This window comes from Bradyrhizobium sp. NC92 (assembly GCF_025200865.1).
Lineage (GTDB): Bacteria > Pseudomonadota > Alphaproteobacteria > Rhizobiales > Xanthobacteraceae > Bradyrhizobium.
Genome location: NZ_CP104171.1, coordinates 5,370,465 through 5,384,892 on the forward strand (window position 1 = coordinate 5,370,465; position 14,428 = coordinate 5,384,892).

Sequence of the window (14,428 nt, forward strand, 5' to 3'; positions counted from 1 at the left end):
TTGTATTCGTCTCGACTTGACTTGGTCGACTTAGCGGCAACTCAAAAGCTCCGTGCGAAATGTGGTCCCAACAAGAAACGGGGGCCGCAATGTTTGACTTCAGGGGACAGGGGAAGGGACTGGCGCTGGCCGCCATGCTCTTCGGGATCAGCGCGGCAGCGCAGGCCGGCGAAGGCCGTCTGCTCTACGCGAGCCTCGGCGACACCACGCGTGCGCCGATCGGCTGGGTCGAGTTCTGCGCGGACAATGCTGCTCAGTGCCAGGGCGCGCCGCTGCAGCCGCGCGACATCGTGATGTCGCAGGCGGCATGGCGCGACCTCATCAAGGTCAATCGCTGGGTCAACGAGACCGTCAAGCCTCTGACCGACCAGGAGCACTGGGGCGTGATCGAGAAGTGGTCGCTGCCATCAGACGGTTACGGCGACTGTGAAGACTACGTGCTGTTGAAGCGCAAGATGCTGATGGATGCAGGCTGGCCGCGCCAGGCCCTGCTCATCACCGTGGTGCGCGACAAGAAGGGCGAAGGTCACGCGGTGCTGACGGTGAAGACCGACAAGGGCGAGTTCATTCTCGACAATCAGAACGAGAATGTCCTCGCCTGGACGGAGACCGGCTATCGCTTCGTCAAGCGCCAGTCGCAGGGCGATCCCAACGTCTGGGTCTCGCTGGGCGATACCAAGCCGGCGGTCTCCACCGCCAGCGCCAAAGATCAGTAGGAACGAGACAACAGGTTACGCGACCCGGTCACATCCCCACCCCTCCCCGTCCCAGACCGGTTCGCGCGCGCCCAGCCATCCCCCAATGGCTGGGCGCAACTTTTTGGGGCGACGCGATCAGCTCTGCTGGCCCTGGCGCGACCAGGGCACGCGCGCGGCGGTGAAATCCCGCCAGCTATCCTGCAAGCCCTGCTGCACGCCGATTGATGCCCGCGCCTGCCAGCCGGCGATCGCGGCCGCCGCAATGGCGCTGTCGCGATCTTCGGAACCGAGCCCGTCGAGCAACGAGGCCGTCACCGCCATGTCGTTGAAGACGCCGAGCTCCTCCTGCAAGCCGGCGAGCCGGCGCGCGAATTTTCGGGCGGACTTGCGATCCTCGTACAGCGGCAGCAGGAACTCGCTGAGATAGCGCAGCCGCTTGGTGGCGAGCCGCAGGCGGTGCAGCTCGTCGATCGTCAGCGACTTGAAGCGGCGGCCGCGCTTGAGCACCTTGGCATACTGCTCGGACAGGACGCGCTGCGCGAAATTGACGGCGGGCTCGGCAAGTCGGCCGAGATCTTCCGGCGCGACGCCGTTGCGCCAGCCGCGCGTCTCGATCCAGCCGCCGAGGCCGATCAGGAAGACGGCACAGCGGCGATCATCGAGCGCATTGCGAGCCCTGCGATAGGCTTGCGCCTGACGCTGAGCCGCGACCTGCCCAAGCGCATCGAAGCCCGCGACCGAAGGACAGGCTTTTGCGATCGCCGGCAAGGTGGCGAGCTGGAACACGTCCCAGTCGCGCGCCGCGGACAAGCCTTGCGCCAGCCATTTGGCTTCCGAGCGCAGCGCATCGACGTGGCTGAGCGCGCCGACCGATCGCATCAGGTCGAGCGCAGACCGCAGCCGGCGCAACGAGACACGCAGCTGATGCACGCCTTCCGGATTGCGGCCGTCCTCGGCCGCCGGCAGCGATTGCAGCAGGTGCAGGAAGCAGGCGCGCAGGATGGTCGCGAAGGCCTCGTCGAGCGTCACGGAAGGATCGAGGCGAAGCTTGCGCGGCCGGCGCGCCGACGGCGGCAGGTCCCCGGCAAGGTCGAAGCCGCGTGCGGACTTGCTGCGGATGGACGGCTTCACCGTTCCGTGCTCCGCAAGGCGCAGCGCGATCTCGTAGATCGCGCTCGGGCTGCCGCTCTTCAGCTCCAGCTCGATCTCGCTCACCGGCATTGACCTGCCGCCTGCGCTCAGCTCGCCCTGGTCGAAGGCGACCTCGACCGTGCCGGACGGCAGGTCGACGATGCGCGTGTGCCGATGCACATCGGCCGCGAACACCGCTTCGAGCGGCTGCGCGTCGAGATGGCCGCGAAGCTTCTCCGGAATGAACGGCATCGCCAAAGCGAGATCGGGCGCAAGCGAAGGCACACTTGCTTCCCATTCGCCCCGACGCAACGGATCGTCCGCAGCCTCGGTCTTCACGGTCTGCACGAAACGCGAGCCGCTCTGGCGGACGCGCAAGCTCAGGCCGGCGCGACGTAGCGCCCGCTCGGGCGTGTCGTAGTAGACGGATTTGAGACGTTTGCGTGCGCCCTTGTTGCGCGCGTTCGCCGCGATGACGGGCGCTGCGCGGAAATCCGCCATGCGATCGGCATCGACGAGAAGCTTGAGCTCGATTTCACCGGCGGGATGAGCGGACTGCGTTGGGTTCGGCGCGGGCGTCACATCCTGCGATGGCGTCTGCTCAATGGGAGTGCGCTCCTCGGCCGTCGCGGGTTCCACGCTGACTTCCTCTCGTTGCCCCAGGAAGCCGGTGCGGAGCTGCGTTCTCTTGGTGTTCCCAAGAGCAGGACTGGTTTCCGGCGCGCTCGGAGTCTTGCGAGCCGGCGCAGCGTCTGACTTTAGCATTTGCAGTAACATGACAGTTCAATGACAGGCGACAGGATATAGCCTGTACAGCATGCGAGGAATAGTCACATCAGATCGGCGCGCATCATGATTCACATGCAACTCGCCAGGTAGAAGCTGCAACCGTCGCGGCAAGCCCCTTTTATAGCCTGACACAACACGCCGACCGATGCCGGTCATTCTGCCGCTTCAAGATTGGCCGGCTTTTCGGCCTCGCCGAGCGGGGAAACTGCCGGGCCGTTGAGCGCGGTGCCATCGGGTGCAAACTGCGATCCGTGACATGGGCAATCCCAGCACTGTTCGAGAGAGTTCCAGTGCACGACGCAGCCCAAATGGGTGCAGCTCGCCGAATGCAAATGCAAATGTCCGCTTCGGTCGCGGCACGCCGCGATCTTCTTCAGGCCACTTCGGAAGAGACGCCCCTCGCCGGGCCGCAGATGTTCAGCGCTCGCGATTTCACTTGCGGTGAGATACTCCGCGAAGTTCTTGATAGGAGTGATGTTCTCGCTGATGAACTCGCCGATATTCCTCTGAATCTTTCGTGACGGAGCGTAGACGTCCTCCCAGGGACTGGCGCCGCTGGTGACGAGATCCGCGATCAGCATGCCCGCCACGAGTCCGTTCGTAATCCCCTGCCCGGAATCGCCGCTGACAATGAATACATGCTCCTCGTCGGGGCTGCGGCCGATGAAGCCGGCGAAATCGACCGGCTCCAGCACCTGACCCGACCACCGATGAGTGACCTCGCGCAAATCCGGCAATCGCTCGCGCGCCCAGCGCTCAAGCGCGTCAAGGCGCTGTGCGCCATCATTTGCCTCACCCGACTTGTGATCTTCGCCGCCGATGATCACGATGTCCTCGTCGGCAGACAACGGCTGGAGGCGGACATAATGATAAGGATCGAGCGTATCCCAATAGAGCGCATCCTCCACGGCGCCGGCCGCAATCTTCGCGGCGAGCGCATAAGTGCGGTAAGGCGCCTGCTTGGTATGGATCGCCACCTGCACGTTGACGGGCGAGTTGGTCGCCACCACCACGTCGGCGGCGTGAACCTCGTAGCCTGAGGCGGTGGTCACGACCATGCTGCCCTGGCGTTGCTGGATGCTCTCGACGCAGGTGTCGGCGTAGAGCTGGGCGCCCCGGCGCTGCAGTGCGCTCGCCAGACCGGCGAGATATTTAGTCGGATGCAGGCGCGCCTGGCGCGGAAAGCGCAGCGAACGCGTCTGACCCCTGTCATGGAATGGTGTCGGCTCAATGCGATTTTCGACCGGAATCTGCAGCTTGCGACAGCGGTCCAATTCACTATCCAGCTCGGATGCGGACGTTTCGGGTGCCTGTACCCAATAGCCATCGACGCGTTTGAAACCGCAATCGATGTGCTCGGCGCCCTGGATGGCCTCGACGCGATCGATCGCGGCAGCAACGCTCTGATAGTAACGCCGCGCACAGTCAGGGCCGCGGACTCGCACGAACGCATCGTAACCGTCATCGAGCGCGGTCGCCAGATGCGCCGTGGTGCGCGCCGTCATCCCGCTGCCGATGCGGCCACGATCGATGACTGCGACCGAACGTCCATGGCGGGCAAGTTCATATGCGACCGAAAGTCCGGCTATTCCGGAGCCGACCACGGCAACGTCCACGCCGACCGTACGCGACAGCACCGGAGCCTCCGCGACAGATACGTCCATCCAGAGGGACTGCGTGTGCTCATCCCGTACGTTCATGGCGCTGCTCCTCGAAACAACAAACGATGCAGCAGAATGACGGTTCCTACGTGCGCTGCCGAACAACACGCCAATGAGATAGCCGCATTCATTAGGAACCTTCATCGTGCTCAGGCTTGAACCGGCATGAAAGATCCGTCACCCGGAATGCGAAGGGCATTGCGTCAGGCCCAATTGTACGGCCACTTGCTCGTCCGAAACGACAGGCTGTATTACCCAGGAGGCAATCATCCGATCTGCTCAGTGCAGCTCGCACGAGAGATGGTCAGGTCAGGATGGATGACAAAGCAGGACGGCGAATACGAGATCACGCCAGAGGGGCAGCTTGCCGCCGAAAGCGAACTCGGCCGCTGAGGAGCCAATGCGGTGCCCGCGCGCGGCTTGTCGCGCTTGGGGATCGGAGCGCGACTTCCTCGGCGGGCAGCCGGGACCTGTTTGACTGATCCGGCGATTGCTTCATGGACGAGCAGCACGGTCCCCACAAAGAGCTGCCATGCCATTATTCCGTCCCGAGGAAGATCTCCGGCGCCGCCTCGCACTGGCCGAGGCGCTCGCCGCCAACCTTGCTGCGGCAGGCCCGTCTTCGTCGTCAGGAGACCGCCATTTCACACAGTAAAATGTTGTTTCTATTTGCCTCCGCTCGTGTGACATCTCTGCCCGGCGACCGCAGGGCGCCCAAGACGCAGAGCGAAACGGGAGGGGCAAGTGAGGACATTCGTCGGAATGGTGGGCGCGGCAATTGCAAGCCTGGTGATAGCGACCGCTGACGGATCTGCGGCCGAAGCCTGGCCCACCAAAGCCATCAAGATCGTCGTTTCGACGCCCGCCGGCGGCATCACCGATGCGTTCGCCCGCGCCTATGGCGATTACATCTCCCAGAAGCTCGGGCAGCCCGTCATCGTCGAAAACAAGACGGGAGCGAGTGGCGCGCTGGCAGCGCAATCGGTCAAGGAGTCGCCGGCGGACGGCCACACGCTGATGTACACGATCTCATCCACGTTGCTTGGAAACCGGCTGCTGCTGAAATCGCTGGCCTATGATCCGGACAAGGATTTCACGATCGTCTCGGTGACGCCATCGGGTCATCTTCCGCTGGTCGTCCATTCCGCCACCGGTGCAAAGTCCATCGAAGATTTCGTCGCCTATGCACGCCGCAACAAGGTCACGGCAGGCTCGTATGGGATCGGTTCGTTCGCACACATCGCGATCGCCGAGCTCAACCGCCAATATGGCCTCGACATCTCCATCGTGCACTACCGCGGCGAAGCGCCAATGTGGCAGGACCTGGCGGCCGGCGTCATCCAGGCGGCGACCGGCAGCTATCAGGCTGCGCTTCCAGTCCTCGATACCGGCGTCGGCCGCGCGATCGCCGTTCCCTCACTGGTTCGCATGAAGAAACTGCCGGACACCAAGACGTTCACCGAGCAGGGGGTCACCGGCAAGGTGTTCCAGCTCACGAGCTTCACGACCCTGGTGGCGCCCGCTGCAACACCGCCCGACCGGATCGAACTGCTCGCCAAGCTCATGGTCGAAGGCGGCAAGACAGAGCGTGTCCAGAAGCTGCTCGACGCCTTCGGCGTCGACTCGCCGGCAATGGATCGCGCATCCTCGATCGCCCTCTACGAAAAAGAAGGGCCGGTCTGGCTGGAGTCGATCAAGAACCTCGGCCTGGAGCCGCAATAGCTCCCGGCTCGCCGGTCCCATGCCGACGCAAGCAGCCCTCAGGCCCCCAGCACATCCGCCAGCCGCAGCTCGTCGGCGGCGGGATCCTTCAGGAAAAGCTCTGCCTCGATCTCGTTCAGGTGCGACAGCATCAAGGCGCCCGCGCGCGCCTTGTCGCGCTTGCGGATCGCGGCGACGATCTCGGCGTGATGATCGGTGCCGCACGCCGGCGTGTCGTGGCGGCGGTAGAGCAGGATGATGAGCGAGGAGCGCGCGATCAGCTCCTTCAGGAAACCGACATAGATGCTGTGGCCGCTCATCTCGGCGACGAGGCGATGAAACTCGCCGGAGAGACGGACGGAGGCGCGCGCATCGCCGCGCAATTCCGCTTCACGCTCCTCATCAAGATGCTGGCCGAGGCGATCGAGCCAGGCCGGCGAGACCGCCTCGATGGCGTGATCGACGATGCTGGGCTCGATCAGCCGGCGCGCCTCGAACACCTCGCGGGCGTCGGCCGGGGTCGGGCGCGCGACGAAGGCGCCGCGATTCTTCTCGATGCTGACGATGCCCTCATGCGCGAGCTGCTGCAGCGCGGTGCGCACCAGCGTCCGGCTCGCGCCGTAGATGTCGCCGATCTCGTCTTCGCCGAGCTTCGTGCCGGGTAGCAGGCGATGCTCGAGGATCGCGGCGGTCACACCCTCCCGGATGCGGCTGACGCGATCGCTCGCATCGGGCGCATCGGGTTTCTGGCGGGTCTTGGCGGCCATGATTGTGAGGGCTCGATCGACGAACGTTCGGCCTGCAATGTTAGTCGACGAGCTGTATCCAATCACAGGCGAAACTTTATACAATCTTCGCCCGTTTTGTGTGCAGGTGACTGCACAGGCGGCGGGCGGACAAATTGGCCCGGAATCGATCTAACGATCTGACTCCGTTGCACAGTTTTGGAAATTCGCACTGTCGTTGGCTGTTGGCACGGACCTTGCGGAGAGAGGCGGGACGCATCGCCCCTCCTCGGATACGCCATGGCCATTCCCGCCGCTCTCGAACTGGTCGCCGTCACCAAGCGCTACGACGCCACGCTGGCGGTCGATAACGTCAACCTGAAGATCCCGGCCGGCACCTATTGCTGCCTGCTCGGCCCCTCCGGCTGCGGCAAGACCTCGACGCTGCGCATGATCGCAGGCCACGAGGCTGTCAGCGAAGGCGACATCCTCCTCGGCCCGCAGAACGTCACCGACCTGCCGCCGGCCGAGCGCGGCACCGCGATGATGTTCCAGTCCTATGCGCTGTTTCCGCACCTCTCCGTGATCGACAACGTCGCGTTCGCCTTAAAGATGCGCGGCATCGACAAGCCGACGCGGCACAAGCGCGCCGGCGAATTGCTCGAGCTGGTGGCGATGAGCCAATATGCAGGCCGTCTTCCCGCGCAGCTCTCCGGCGGCCAGCAGCAGCGCGTCGCGCTCGCCCGCGCGCTGATCACCGAGCCGCAGATCCTCTTGCTCGACGAGCCGCTCTCGGCGCTCGACCCGTTCCTGCGCGTCAAGATGCGCGGCGAATTGAAGCGGCTGCAGCGCGAGCTCGGCATCAGCTTCATCCAGGTCACCCACGGCCAGGAAGAGGCGATGGCCCTCGCCGACCACATCGTGGTGATGAACCACGGCAAGATCGAGCAGCAGGGCACGGCGCGCGACATCTTCCATCATCCCCGCACCGAATTCGTGGCCCGCTTCATCGGCGGCCACAACGTGCTCAGCGACGCCGGTAAACTTATCGCCGTCCGCGCCGATCAGCTCGGCATCGCGCCGTTCGCCGACGGCGCCTTCGGCGCGCCGGCGCTGCTGACCCAGACCGAGTACCAGGGCTCCTACATCGCCGTCTCGCTCACGCTCGACGACGGCACCGCCCTGTTCTCTCACGTTCCCGAGGCCACCTTCGACGTGCATCCGTTCCGTCCGGGCGATCGCGTGCTGGCGACCTGGGATCCCGCCAAGGCGCAACGCCTGCAATAGCACCCTTCACCACGGAAATGCGCAACACAGAGGAGTGAGCGAAATGACCGAGACGACCAGGAAGACCGGCGTCAGCCGCCGCACGCTATTGAAGGGCACCGCAGGTCTCGCCGGCCTCGCCGCCGGCTCCGGCGCGATCACCGGCTTTCCCTACGTGAAGTCGGCCGATGCGAAGGTGCTGCGTTATCTCGGCACGGCGGTGAACGAGGGCGACGACATCTCCAAGCAGTGCCTGAAGGACACCGGCATCAAGATCGAATACATCACCGCGACCACCGACGACGTCACCAAGCGCGTGATGACCCAGCCGAACTCCTTCGACGTGCTGGACACCGAATATTTCTCGCTGAAGAAGCTGGTGCCGTCGGGCAACATCCTCGCGCTCGACGCCAAGAAGATCAAGGAGTTCGACAACATCACGCCGGTCTTCACCAAGGGCGAGACGCCCGGCGGCAAGAAGATCGGCGGCCAGGGCACCGCGCCCTGGAAGGTGCTCTATCTCGAAGGCAAGGATTCCAAGAAGTTCGCGACGTCGGCCACCGAATTCGTCACGCTGATCCCGACCGTCTACAACGCCGACACGCTCGGCATCCGCCCCGACCTGATCAAGCGTCCGATCAGCACCTGGGCCGAGCTGCTCAACCCCGAGTTCAAGGGCAAGGCCTCGATCCTCAACATCCCCTCGATCGGCATCATGGATGCCGCGATGGTGGTGGAAGCCTCCGGCAAGTACAAATATGCCGACAAGGGCAACATGACTAAGGAAGAGATCGATCTCACCATGAAGGTGATGACCGAGGCCAAGAAGGCCGGCCAGTTCCGCGCCTTCTGGAAGGATTTCAACGAGAGCGTCAACCTGATGGCATCGGGCGAGACTGTCATTCAATCGATGTGGTCGCCGGCGGTGACGAAGGTCCGTTCGATGGGCATCCCCTGCACCTTCCAGCCGCTCAAGGAAGGCTACCGTTCCTGGGCGTCCGGCTTCTGCGTCTCCAAGGGCGTCTCGGGTCAAAAGCTCGAATGGGCCTATGAATTCGTGAACTGGTTCCTGTCCGGCTTTGCCGGCGCCTATCTCAACCGCCAGGGCTATTACTCCGCCGTGCTCTCCACCGCGAAGGCCCACATGGAGCCCTACGAATGGGCCTACTGGATGGAAGGCAAGCCGGCCGAGAAGGACATCAAGGCGCCCGACGGCTCGCTGCTGGAAAAGGCCGGCGCGGTGCGTGACGGCGGCTCCTACGAGGACCGCATGGGCGGCGTCGCGTGCTGGAACGCCGTGATGGACGAGAACGACTACATGGTCCGCAAGTGGAACGAGTTCATCGCGGCGTAACGGACATGTCGGAAGAAGTCCTGCAACAGGCTACCCCGGGCTTGATCCCGGGGTCGGGCACAGCGCGCGCCGCAAAGCCGACGCGCCTGTCGCCGTCCTTCATCTCCTGGCTCCAGGCCGGGCCGATGATGCTGGTGTTTCTCGCCTTCTTCCTCATTCCGCTCGTCTTCGTCGTCATCGTCTCGTTCTGGGACTACAACGAATACCAGCTGCTGCCGGCTTTCTCCGGCCGCGGCTACACCGACACGTTCGAGGGCTGCATCGCGCAGCTTCCCGACCTATGCACCATCGGCAAGACCTATCTGATGACGCTGAAGCTCTGCTTCATGGTCTGGGCCATCACTCTCTTCGTCGGCTTCTGGGTCGCCTACTTCCTCGCCTTCCACGTCAAGTCCAAGACCTGGCAGATGGGCTTGTCGCTGCTCTGCACGATCCCGTTCTGGACCTCCAACGTGATCCGCATGATCGCCTGGATCCCGCTGCTCGGCCGCAACGGACTCGTCAATTCCGGTCTGGTCAAGACCGGCTTGATCAATCATCCGCTGGAATGGCTGCTGTTCTCCGAATTCTCGGTGGTGCTGGCGCTGGTGCACCTCTTCACCTTCTTCATGGTGGTGCCGATCTTCAACTCGATGGTGCGCATCGACAAGTCGCTGATCGAGGCCGCCTATGACGCCGGCGCGACCGGCTTCCAGACCCTCGTCAACGTCGTCATTCCGCTCGCCAAGCCCGGTATCGTGATCGGCTCGATCTTCGTCATCACCATCGTGATGGGCGACTTCATTACCATCGGCGTGATGGGCGGCCAGCAGATCGCCGCCGCCGGCAAGATCATCGAGACCCGGGTCAACGCCCTGCAATTCCCCGCCGCCGCGGCCAACGCCGTGATCCTGCTCGCGATCACCTTCCTGATCATCACCATGATGTCGCGCATCGTCGACATCAAGAAGGAGCTCTAGAGCATGAAGGAAGGACGCCCGCGCTCGTTCTACGTGCTCGCGATCTTCTTCGCGGCCTATGTGCTGTTTCTCTACGGGCCGATGATCGCGATCTACGTGCTGTCGTTCCAGGGGCCGCAGGGCGGCCTCACCTTCCCGATGAACGGCGTGTCGACGTTCTGGATCGCAAAGCTGTTCCAGGGCACCGGCATCGTCGATCTCGGCGCCGCCTTCCGCCGCTCGCTGTTGCTCGGAATCATCGTGATGATCGTCACCGTCGTGCTGTCGGTCGCCGCCGGCATGGCGTTCCGCCGCAAGTTCAAGGCACAGAGCATCCTGTTCTACTCGGCGATCGCCAGCCTCATCGTGCCCTCGATCATCACCTCGCTCGGCATCTCGCTCGAGTTCCGCATCATCGACGACCTGATCAAGGCGCATTGGAACGAGAATTTCGAGACCTCGATGGGCCTGCTCACATCCGGGCTCGGCGCGCACCTGACCTGGACGCTGCCGTTCGGGCTGCTCATCATGTTCGCGATCTTCAACCGTTTCGATCCGCGGCTGGAAGAAGCCGCGCGCGATCTCGGCGCGACACCGTGGCAGACGTTTCGGCATGTCGTGCTGCCGATCATCCTGCCCTCGGTGATCGGCATCGGCCTGTTCGGCTTCACGCTGTCCTGGGACGAGCTCGCGCGCTCCAGCCAGGCGATCGGCGCGGTGAACACGTTGCCGCTCGATCTGCAGGGCCTCACCACCACCGTGACCAATCCCGACATCTACGCGCTCGGCACCGTGATCTCGGCGGTCTCGTTCACGGTCATTACGCTTGCGCTCGGCACCATCCACATGCTCAACAAGCGGCAGGCGGCCAAGGGCTCGGACGCCGGCAAGGGACTCGTCTGAGAAGGGACTCGTCTGTTCTGATGCGGCTTCACGTCGTGAATCCCAACACAACGGCGTCGATGACGGCGAAGATCGCCGCTGCCGCGCGCAGCGTTGCCCTCGCCGACACCGTGGTCGATGCGCGTCAGCCGGCGATGGGCCCGGTCTCGATCGAGGGGTTTTACGACGAAGCTTTTGCCGTGCCCGGCATGCTCGGCTGCATCCGCGAGGCCGATCGCGACGGCGCGGACGCGCACATCATCGCCTGCTTCGACGACACCGGCTTGGATGCCGCGCGTGCCGCCGCCAAGGCACCGGTGATCGGTATCGGCGAGGCCGGCTTCCACCTCGCGAGCCTGATCGCCGCGCGCTTTGCCGTGGTGACCACGCTCGGCGTCTCCATCGTGCCGATCGAGCACAATCTGCGGAAGTACGGCCTGGCCGAACGCTGCGCCCGCGTCCGTGCCGCCGAGGTCCCGGTGCTGGCGCTCGAGGCGCGCAACGCTGAGGCGCTCGGCAGGATCTCGTCGGAGATCACCGCCGCGATCCGTGACGACCGGGCAGAGGCCATCGTGCTCGGCTGCGCCGGCATGGCCGATCTCGCCGGCGAGCTCGCCGCCGCGCACGGCCTGCCCGTGGTCGACGGCGTCGCCGCCGCGGTGACGCTGGCGGAATCACTGGTGCGGCTGGGACTGACGACGTCCCGCCTCGGCCCCTATGCGGCCCCGCGCACGAAGAGCTATTCCGGGCCGTTTTCGCAATTTCAGCCTTGATCCGTACCGTTCGGACCCGGCAAGGCTCGCTGAACACTGGTTTTTTTGCGCTCAGCCTCTTTTTGGTCCCATTCCTTGCCGAAACGTAAGGCTTTCGGGACGCCCCGGTGACCCCTCTGGGTTGCCGGTCTTCGCCACTCACCAAGTTTCAATTTGGGTTTTGTCAGCGATGATCGATCTCGCCCAGGACACGCCGTCCAACCCCCTCCTTCGCCTCGGCGCCCAGCCGATCGCGCTGACCGCCGCCGCCCTTCTCCTGCTGATCGCCGGCGTGACGTCGATCGCGATCTGGCGAGCCTATTCCGGCGCCGCCCCTGAGTCCGACCGGGTGGTGGCCTCGCGGCAGCTTCAGGCCCGCACCGCCCAGGCCTCCGAGCAGCTGGTCGAGAAGACCAAGGGGCTGGAAGCGACCCAGCAGGAATCGATCGACCAGCTTCAAGTGGTGCAGGACCAGCTCCAGACGATGAAGCGGCTGATGGCGGCGCAACAGGCCGACACCAAGCGTCTGTCCGAGCAGGTCACAGCCTTGAACGAGTCCATCGACGGCCTGCGGCAGTCCTTTGCCAGTGCACGGGCGACCGAGGTCGAGACGCCATCGGTCACCCGCAGGAAACCGGCACGGCACCGCGTCCAGGCCAGCGCGCGCAAGCGCTCGCGCGGCTGAGCCGATCACAAGGCGGGAACTTTATTTTAGCCAGTTGTGAACTGGATCACATTCGCCGGTGTGATTCCGCGCGATGCTCGCAATCACCGGATGGCGTGAGCCGATTTCAATATCCGGGGCTGGCAAGGTCGTTGACGGTATACTGCGTCAACGGCCTTGTTTTTTAACAGCTATTCCGCCTCACTCGCAGACGTCGACCCGGCGGTAGCGCCATCCCGATGGCGTCATGACACGCTTCCGCGCGACATAGCAGCCGCCGTAGCCATCGTTGTAGGCGGGGCCATAGTCGTCGGGTACGGCGTAATACGGATAGCCGTAGCCATATCCGTAATAGCCGCTGTACAGGCCGGCACCGGCGACGCCTGCTCCGATCGCCACGCCAGGCCAGAAGCCGCCGCCATGCCAGTGGCCGCGATGGCCCCAACCGCCACCATGACCCCAGCCACCGTGTCCGAATCCTCGCGCCTCGGCCGCCTGCGGCGCTGACAAGCCGATTACTGCAACGGCCAGCGCCGCTTTCATCATCCTGTGTAACATCACTCGATTCCTGGGCGTGGATGCTCCACGCTTCAACGCAGGACCAAGCTAACGTCAGGCGATCATTCGTGACAGCCACACTGTCTCACATCCGCGCGAGCGTCAGCAGCCGCGGCAGATGCTCTTCAATTTCCTGTCGAGCTGGCGGTTCTCGGCGTTGACGGCGGCATCAACCCCGCCGCCACCTGCGCCACTGCCGGTCGTGACTCCAGAGCCGGGCCCGGAAGATTGCGCCGTCCCCAGGCTGTTGGTGCCAGGCGGCGGTGCCGGCGAATTGGCGATACCTCCGGTCGATCCCACCGAGCCTCCCGGCGACCCCATCGAGGCTCCGCTCGATCCGGCAGAACCGCCCGCCGTTTGCGCGAACGACGCGGCCGGCATCGCCGCGAGTGCGAGGATCAGAAGCGCGGTCTTGATCGAAGCGCACGACCTGGCCATCGGAAATCTCCTTTGCCAGTCAACGGTCGCCGCGAAGACCTGTTCCGGAACAAACGCCGTCACATCAGCTTGACATCGCAGGAGCAGTCACGATGACCGATCGCGATCCATTTGCAGAGGGCGAACGCGCCGCGCGCGAAGACATTCCGGCTGAGGCCAATCCCTATCGCGACGGCAGCGACGAGCACGCGCTCTGGGCCGCCGGCCACGAAAAGGTGGCAGGCGCGATCGAAGCGCGCCAATCCGAAGGCAGCTGATCAGCCGATCCGCTTCAGGCCCTGCTTGAAGCGCGGACCGTTGGCCACATAGAACCTCGCCGCACTCCCCATCTTCTGCACCTGCGCGTCGTCGAGGGTGCGGATCACGCGCGCGGGCGAGCCGATGATCAGCGAGCGCTCGGGGAACTCCTTGCCCTCGGTGATGACGGAACCGGCGCCGACGATGCTGTTGCGGCCGATCTTCGCGCCGTTCATCACGATCGAGCCCATGCCGATCAGCGCGCCCTCCTCGATGGTGCAGCCGTGCAGGATGACGTTGTGGCCGACGGTGCAGTTCCTGCCGATCACAAGCGGAAAGCCGAGATCGGTGTGGCAGGTCGAACCGTCCTGCACGTTGGCGCCCTCGCCGATCTCGATCCACTCATTGTCGCCGCGCAGCACCGCGCCGAACCAGACGCTCGCGCCCGGCTTCAGGCGCACCCGGCCGATCACGGTCGCGGTCTCGGCGATGAAATAATTGCCGTCGGCGGGAAGGTCGGGCGCCTGCCCGTCGAGCTCGTAGATGGCCATGGGAGTCTCCTGTCGCGTTGACGACTGGCATAGCCAAACGGCCGCCCCGACGCAAAGGGCCGGCCGCGCTCGAGCGCGCGGGC

General features: G+C 64.4%; 15 protein-coding genes. 9 read left to right on the forward strand and 6 right to left on the reverse strand.

Translation table 11 applies throughout. The features are described from left to right. The first annotated feature begins 89 nt into the window (after window positions 1–89). Complete coding sequence (locus N2602_RS25345; RefSeq protein WP_212258130.1) at window positions 90–716, forward strand: transglutaminase-like cysteine peptidase; 627 nt, start codon at window positions 90–92, stop codon at window positions 714–716. A 117-nt stretch (window positions 717–833) separates the two neighbouring features. Here N2602_RS25345 and N2602_RS25350 read toward each other — a convergent pair whose 3' ends face one another. After that, on the reverse strand, window positions 834–2,594 hold the full coding sequence (locus tag N2602_RS25350) for a CYTH and CHAD domain-containing protein (RefSeq protein ID WP_260379787.1): 1,761 nt from the start codon (window positions 2,592–2,594) through the stop codon (window positions 834–836). A gap of 176 nt (window positions 2,595–2,770) precedes the next feature. Continuing rightward, a complete protein-coding gene (locus tag N2602_RS25355; protein ID WP_260383713.1) occupies window positions 2,771–4,318 on the reverse strand; it encodes an FAD-dependent oxidoreductase in 1,548 nt (515 codons plus the stop codon). A 705-nt stretch (window positions 4,319–5,023) separates the two neighbouring features. Between N2602_RS25355 and N2602_RS25360 the strand changes: the two genes are divergently transcribed. Continuing rightward, window positions 5,024–6,001: a tripartite tricarboxylate transporter substrate binding protein gene (locus N2602_RS25360; protein ID WP_260379788.1), complete on the forward strand. Its 978-nt coding sequence runs from the start codon at window positions 5,024–5,026 to the stop codon at window positions 5,999–6,001. 38 nt (window positions 6,002–6,039) lie between these two features. Here the strand turns inward: N2602_RS25360 and N2602_RS25365 are convergent, their stop codons facing one another. After that, on the reverse strand, window positions 6,040–6,747 hold the full coding sequence (locus tag N2602_RS25365) for a GntR family transcriptional regulator (RefSeq protein ID WP_172783088.1): 708 nt from the start codon (window positions 6,745–6,747) through the stop codon (window positions 6,040–6,042). A 258-nt stretch (window positions 6,748–7,005) separates the two neighbouring features. Here N2602_RS25365 and N2602_RS25370 point away from each other — a divergent pair, with 258 nt between their 5' ends. The 6 genes from N2602_RS25370 (at window position 7,006) to N2602_RS25395 (ending at window position 12,582) form a co-directional block, all read left to right on the forward strand. Then, window positions 7,006–7,992 (forward strand): ABC transporter ATP-binding protein, encoded by a 987-nt coding sequence (locus N2602_RS25370; RefSeq protein ID WP_212258127.1) that lies wholly within the window; start codon window positions 7,006–7,008, stop codon window positions 7,990–7,992. Window positions 7,993–8,035: 43 nt separating this feature from the next. Next, window positions 8,036–9,325 carry a PotD/PotF family extracellular solute-binding protein gene (locus N2602_RS25375; protein WP_172783086.1) on the forward strand — a complete coding sequence of 430 codons (1,290 nt, stop codon included), beginning with the start codon at window positions 8,036–8,038 and terminating at the stop codon, window positions 9,323–9,325. A 5-nt stretch (window positions 9,326–9,330) separates the two neighbouring features. Then, entirely contained in the window at window positions 9,331–10,284 is a 954-nt protein-coding gene (locus N2602_RS25380; protein ID WP_212258126.1) for an ABC transporter permease, read from the forward strand. A 3-nt stretch (window positions 10,285–10,287) separates the two neighbouring features. Next, window positions 10,288–11,166 carry an ABC transporter permease gene (locus N2602_RS25385; protein ID WP_157333548.1) on the forward strand — a complete coding sequence of 293 codons (879 nt, stop codon included), beginning with the start codon at window positions 10,288–10,290 and terminating at the stop codon, window positions 11,164–11,166. Between the two features lie 20 nt (window positions 11,167–11,186). Beyond that, window positions 11,187–11,918: an aspartate/glutamate racemase family protein gene (locus tag N2602_RS25390; protein ID WP_260379789.1), complete on the forward strand. Its 732-nt coding sequence runs from the start codon at window positions 11,187–11,189 to the stop codon at window positions 11,916–11,918. Between the two features lie 169 nt (window positions 11,919–12,087). Then, window positions 12,088–12,582 (forward strand): hypothetical protein, encoded by a 495-nt coding sequence (locus N2602_RS25395; RefSeq protein WP_172783083.1) that lies wholly within the window; start codon window positions 12,088–12,090, stop codon window positions 12,580–12,582. A 180-nt stretch (window positions 12,583–12,762) separates the two neighbouring features. On the opposite strand, the gene N2602_RS25400 is transcribed toward N2602_RS25395, so the two are convergent. Together N2602_RS25400 and N2602_RS25405 are read right to left on the reverse strand one after the other, a co-directional pair. Next, entirely contained in the window at window positions 12,763–13,119 is a 357-nt protein-coding gene (locus N2602_RS25400) for a hypothetical protein (RefSeq protein ID WP_260379790.1), read from the reverse strand. Window positions 13,120–13,221: 102 nt separating this feature from the next. Next, window positions 13,222–13,557, reverse strand: a complete 336-nt coding sequence (locus N2602_RS25405; RefSeq protein WP_260379791.1) for a hypothetical protein — start codon at window positions 13,555–13,557, stop codon at window positions 13,222–13,224. Between the two features lie 92 nt (window positions 13,558–13,649). On the opposite strand from N2602_RS25405, the gene N2602_RS25410 reads away from it, so the two are divergent. After that, window positions 13,650–13,814 (forward strand): hypothetical protein, encoded by a 165-nt coding sequence (locus N2602_RS25410; protein ID WP_212258121.1) that lies wholly within the window; start codon window positions 13,650–13,652, stop codon window positions 13,812–13,814. On the opposite strand, the gene N2602_RS25415 is transcribed toward N2602_RS25410, so the two are convergent. Beyond that, window positions 13,815–14,345 (reverse strand): gamma carbonic anhydrase family protein, encoded by a 531-nt coding sequence (locus N2602_RS25415; protein ID WP_260379792.1) that lies wholly within the window; start codon window positions 14,343–14,345, stop codon window positions 13,815–13,817. Between the last annotated feature and the right edge of the window lie 83 nt (window positions 14,346–14,428).

Bases quoted from the DNA above. Each gene is read 5' to 3' on its own strand.
- N2602_RS25345 (WP_212258130.1), top strand. From the start codon at position 90: ATGTTTGACTTCAGGGGACAGGGGAAGGGACTGGCGCTGGCCGCCATG.
- N2602_RS25350 (WP_260379787.1), bottom strand. From the start codon at position 2,594: ATGCTAAAGTCAGACGCTGCGCCGGCTCGCAAGACTCCGAGCGCGCCG.
- N2602_RS25355 (WP_260383713.1), bottom strand. From the start codon at position 4,318: ATGAACGTACGGGATGAGCACACGCAGTCCCTCTGGATGGACGTATCT.
- N2602_RS25365 (WP_172783088.1), bottom strand. From the start codon at position 6,747: ATGGCCGCCAAGACCCGCCAGAAACCCGATGCGCCCGATGCGAGCGAT.
- N2602_RS25370 (WP_212258127.1), top strand. From the start codon at position 7,006: ATGGCCATTCCCGCCGCTCTCGAACTGGTCGCCGTCACCAAGCGCTAC.
- N2602_RS25375 (WP_172783086.1), top strand. From the start codon at position 8,036: ATGACCGAGACGACCAGGAAGACCGGCGTCAGCCGCCGCACGCTATTG.
- N2602_RS25380 (WP_212258126.1), top strand. From the start codon at position 9,331: ATGTCGGAAGAAGTCCTGCAACAGGCTACCCCGGGCTTGATCCCGGGG.
- N2602_RS25385 (WP_157333548.1), top strand. From the start codon at position 10,288: ATGAAGGAAGGACGCCCGCGCTCGTTCTACGTGCTCGCGATCTTCTTC.
- N2602_RS25390 (WP_260379789.1), top strand. From the start codon at position 11,187: ATGCGGCTTCACGTCGTGAATCCCAACACAACGGCGTCGATGACGGCG.
- N2602_RS25395 (WP_172783083.1), top strand. From the start codon at position 12,088: ATGATCGATCTCGCCCAGGACACGCCGTCCAACCCCCTCCTTCGCCTC.
- N2602_RS25400 (WP_260379790.1), bottom strand. From the start codon at position 13,119: ATGTTACACAGGATGATGAAAGCGGCGCTGGCCGTTGCAGTAATCGGC.
- N2602_RS25405 (WP_260379791.1), bottom strand. From the start codon at position 13,557: ATGGCCAGGTCGTGCGCTTCGATCAAGACCGCGCTTCTGATCCTCGCA.
- N2602_RS25410 (WP_212258121.1), top strand. From the start codon at position 13,650: ATGACCGATCGCGATCCATTTGCAGAGGGCGAACGCGCCGCGCGCGAA.
- N2602_RS25415 (WP_260379792.1), bottom strand. From the start codon at position 14,345: ATGGCCATCTACGAGCTCGACGGGCAGGCGCCCGACCTTCCCGCCGAC.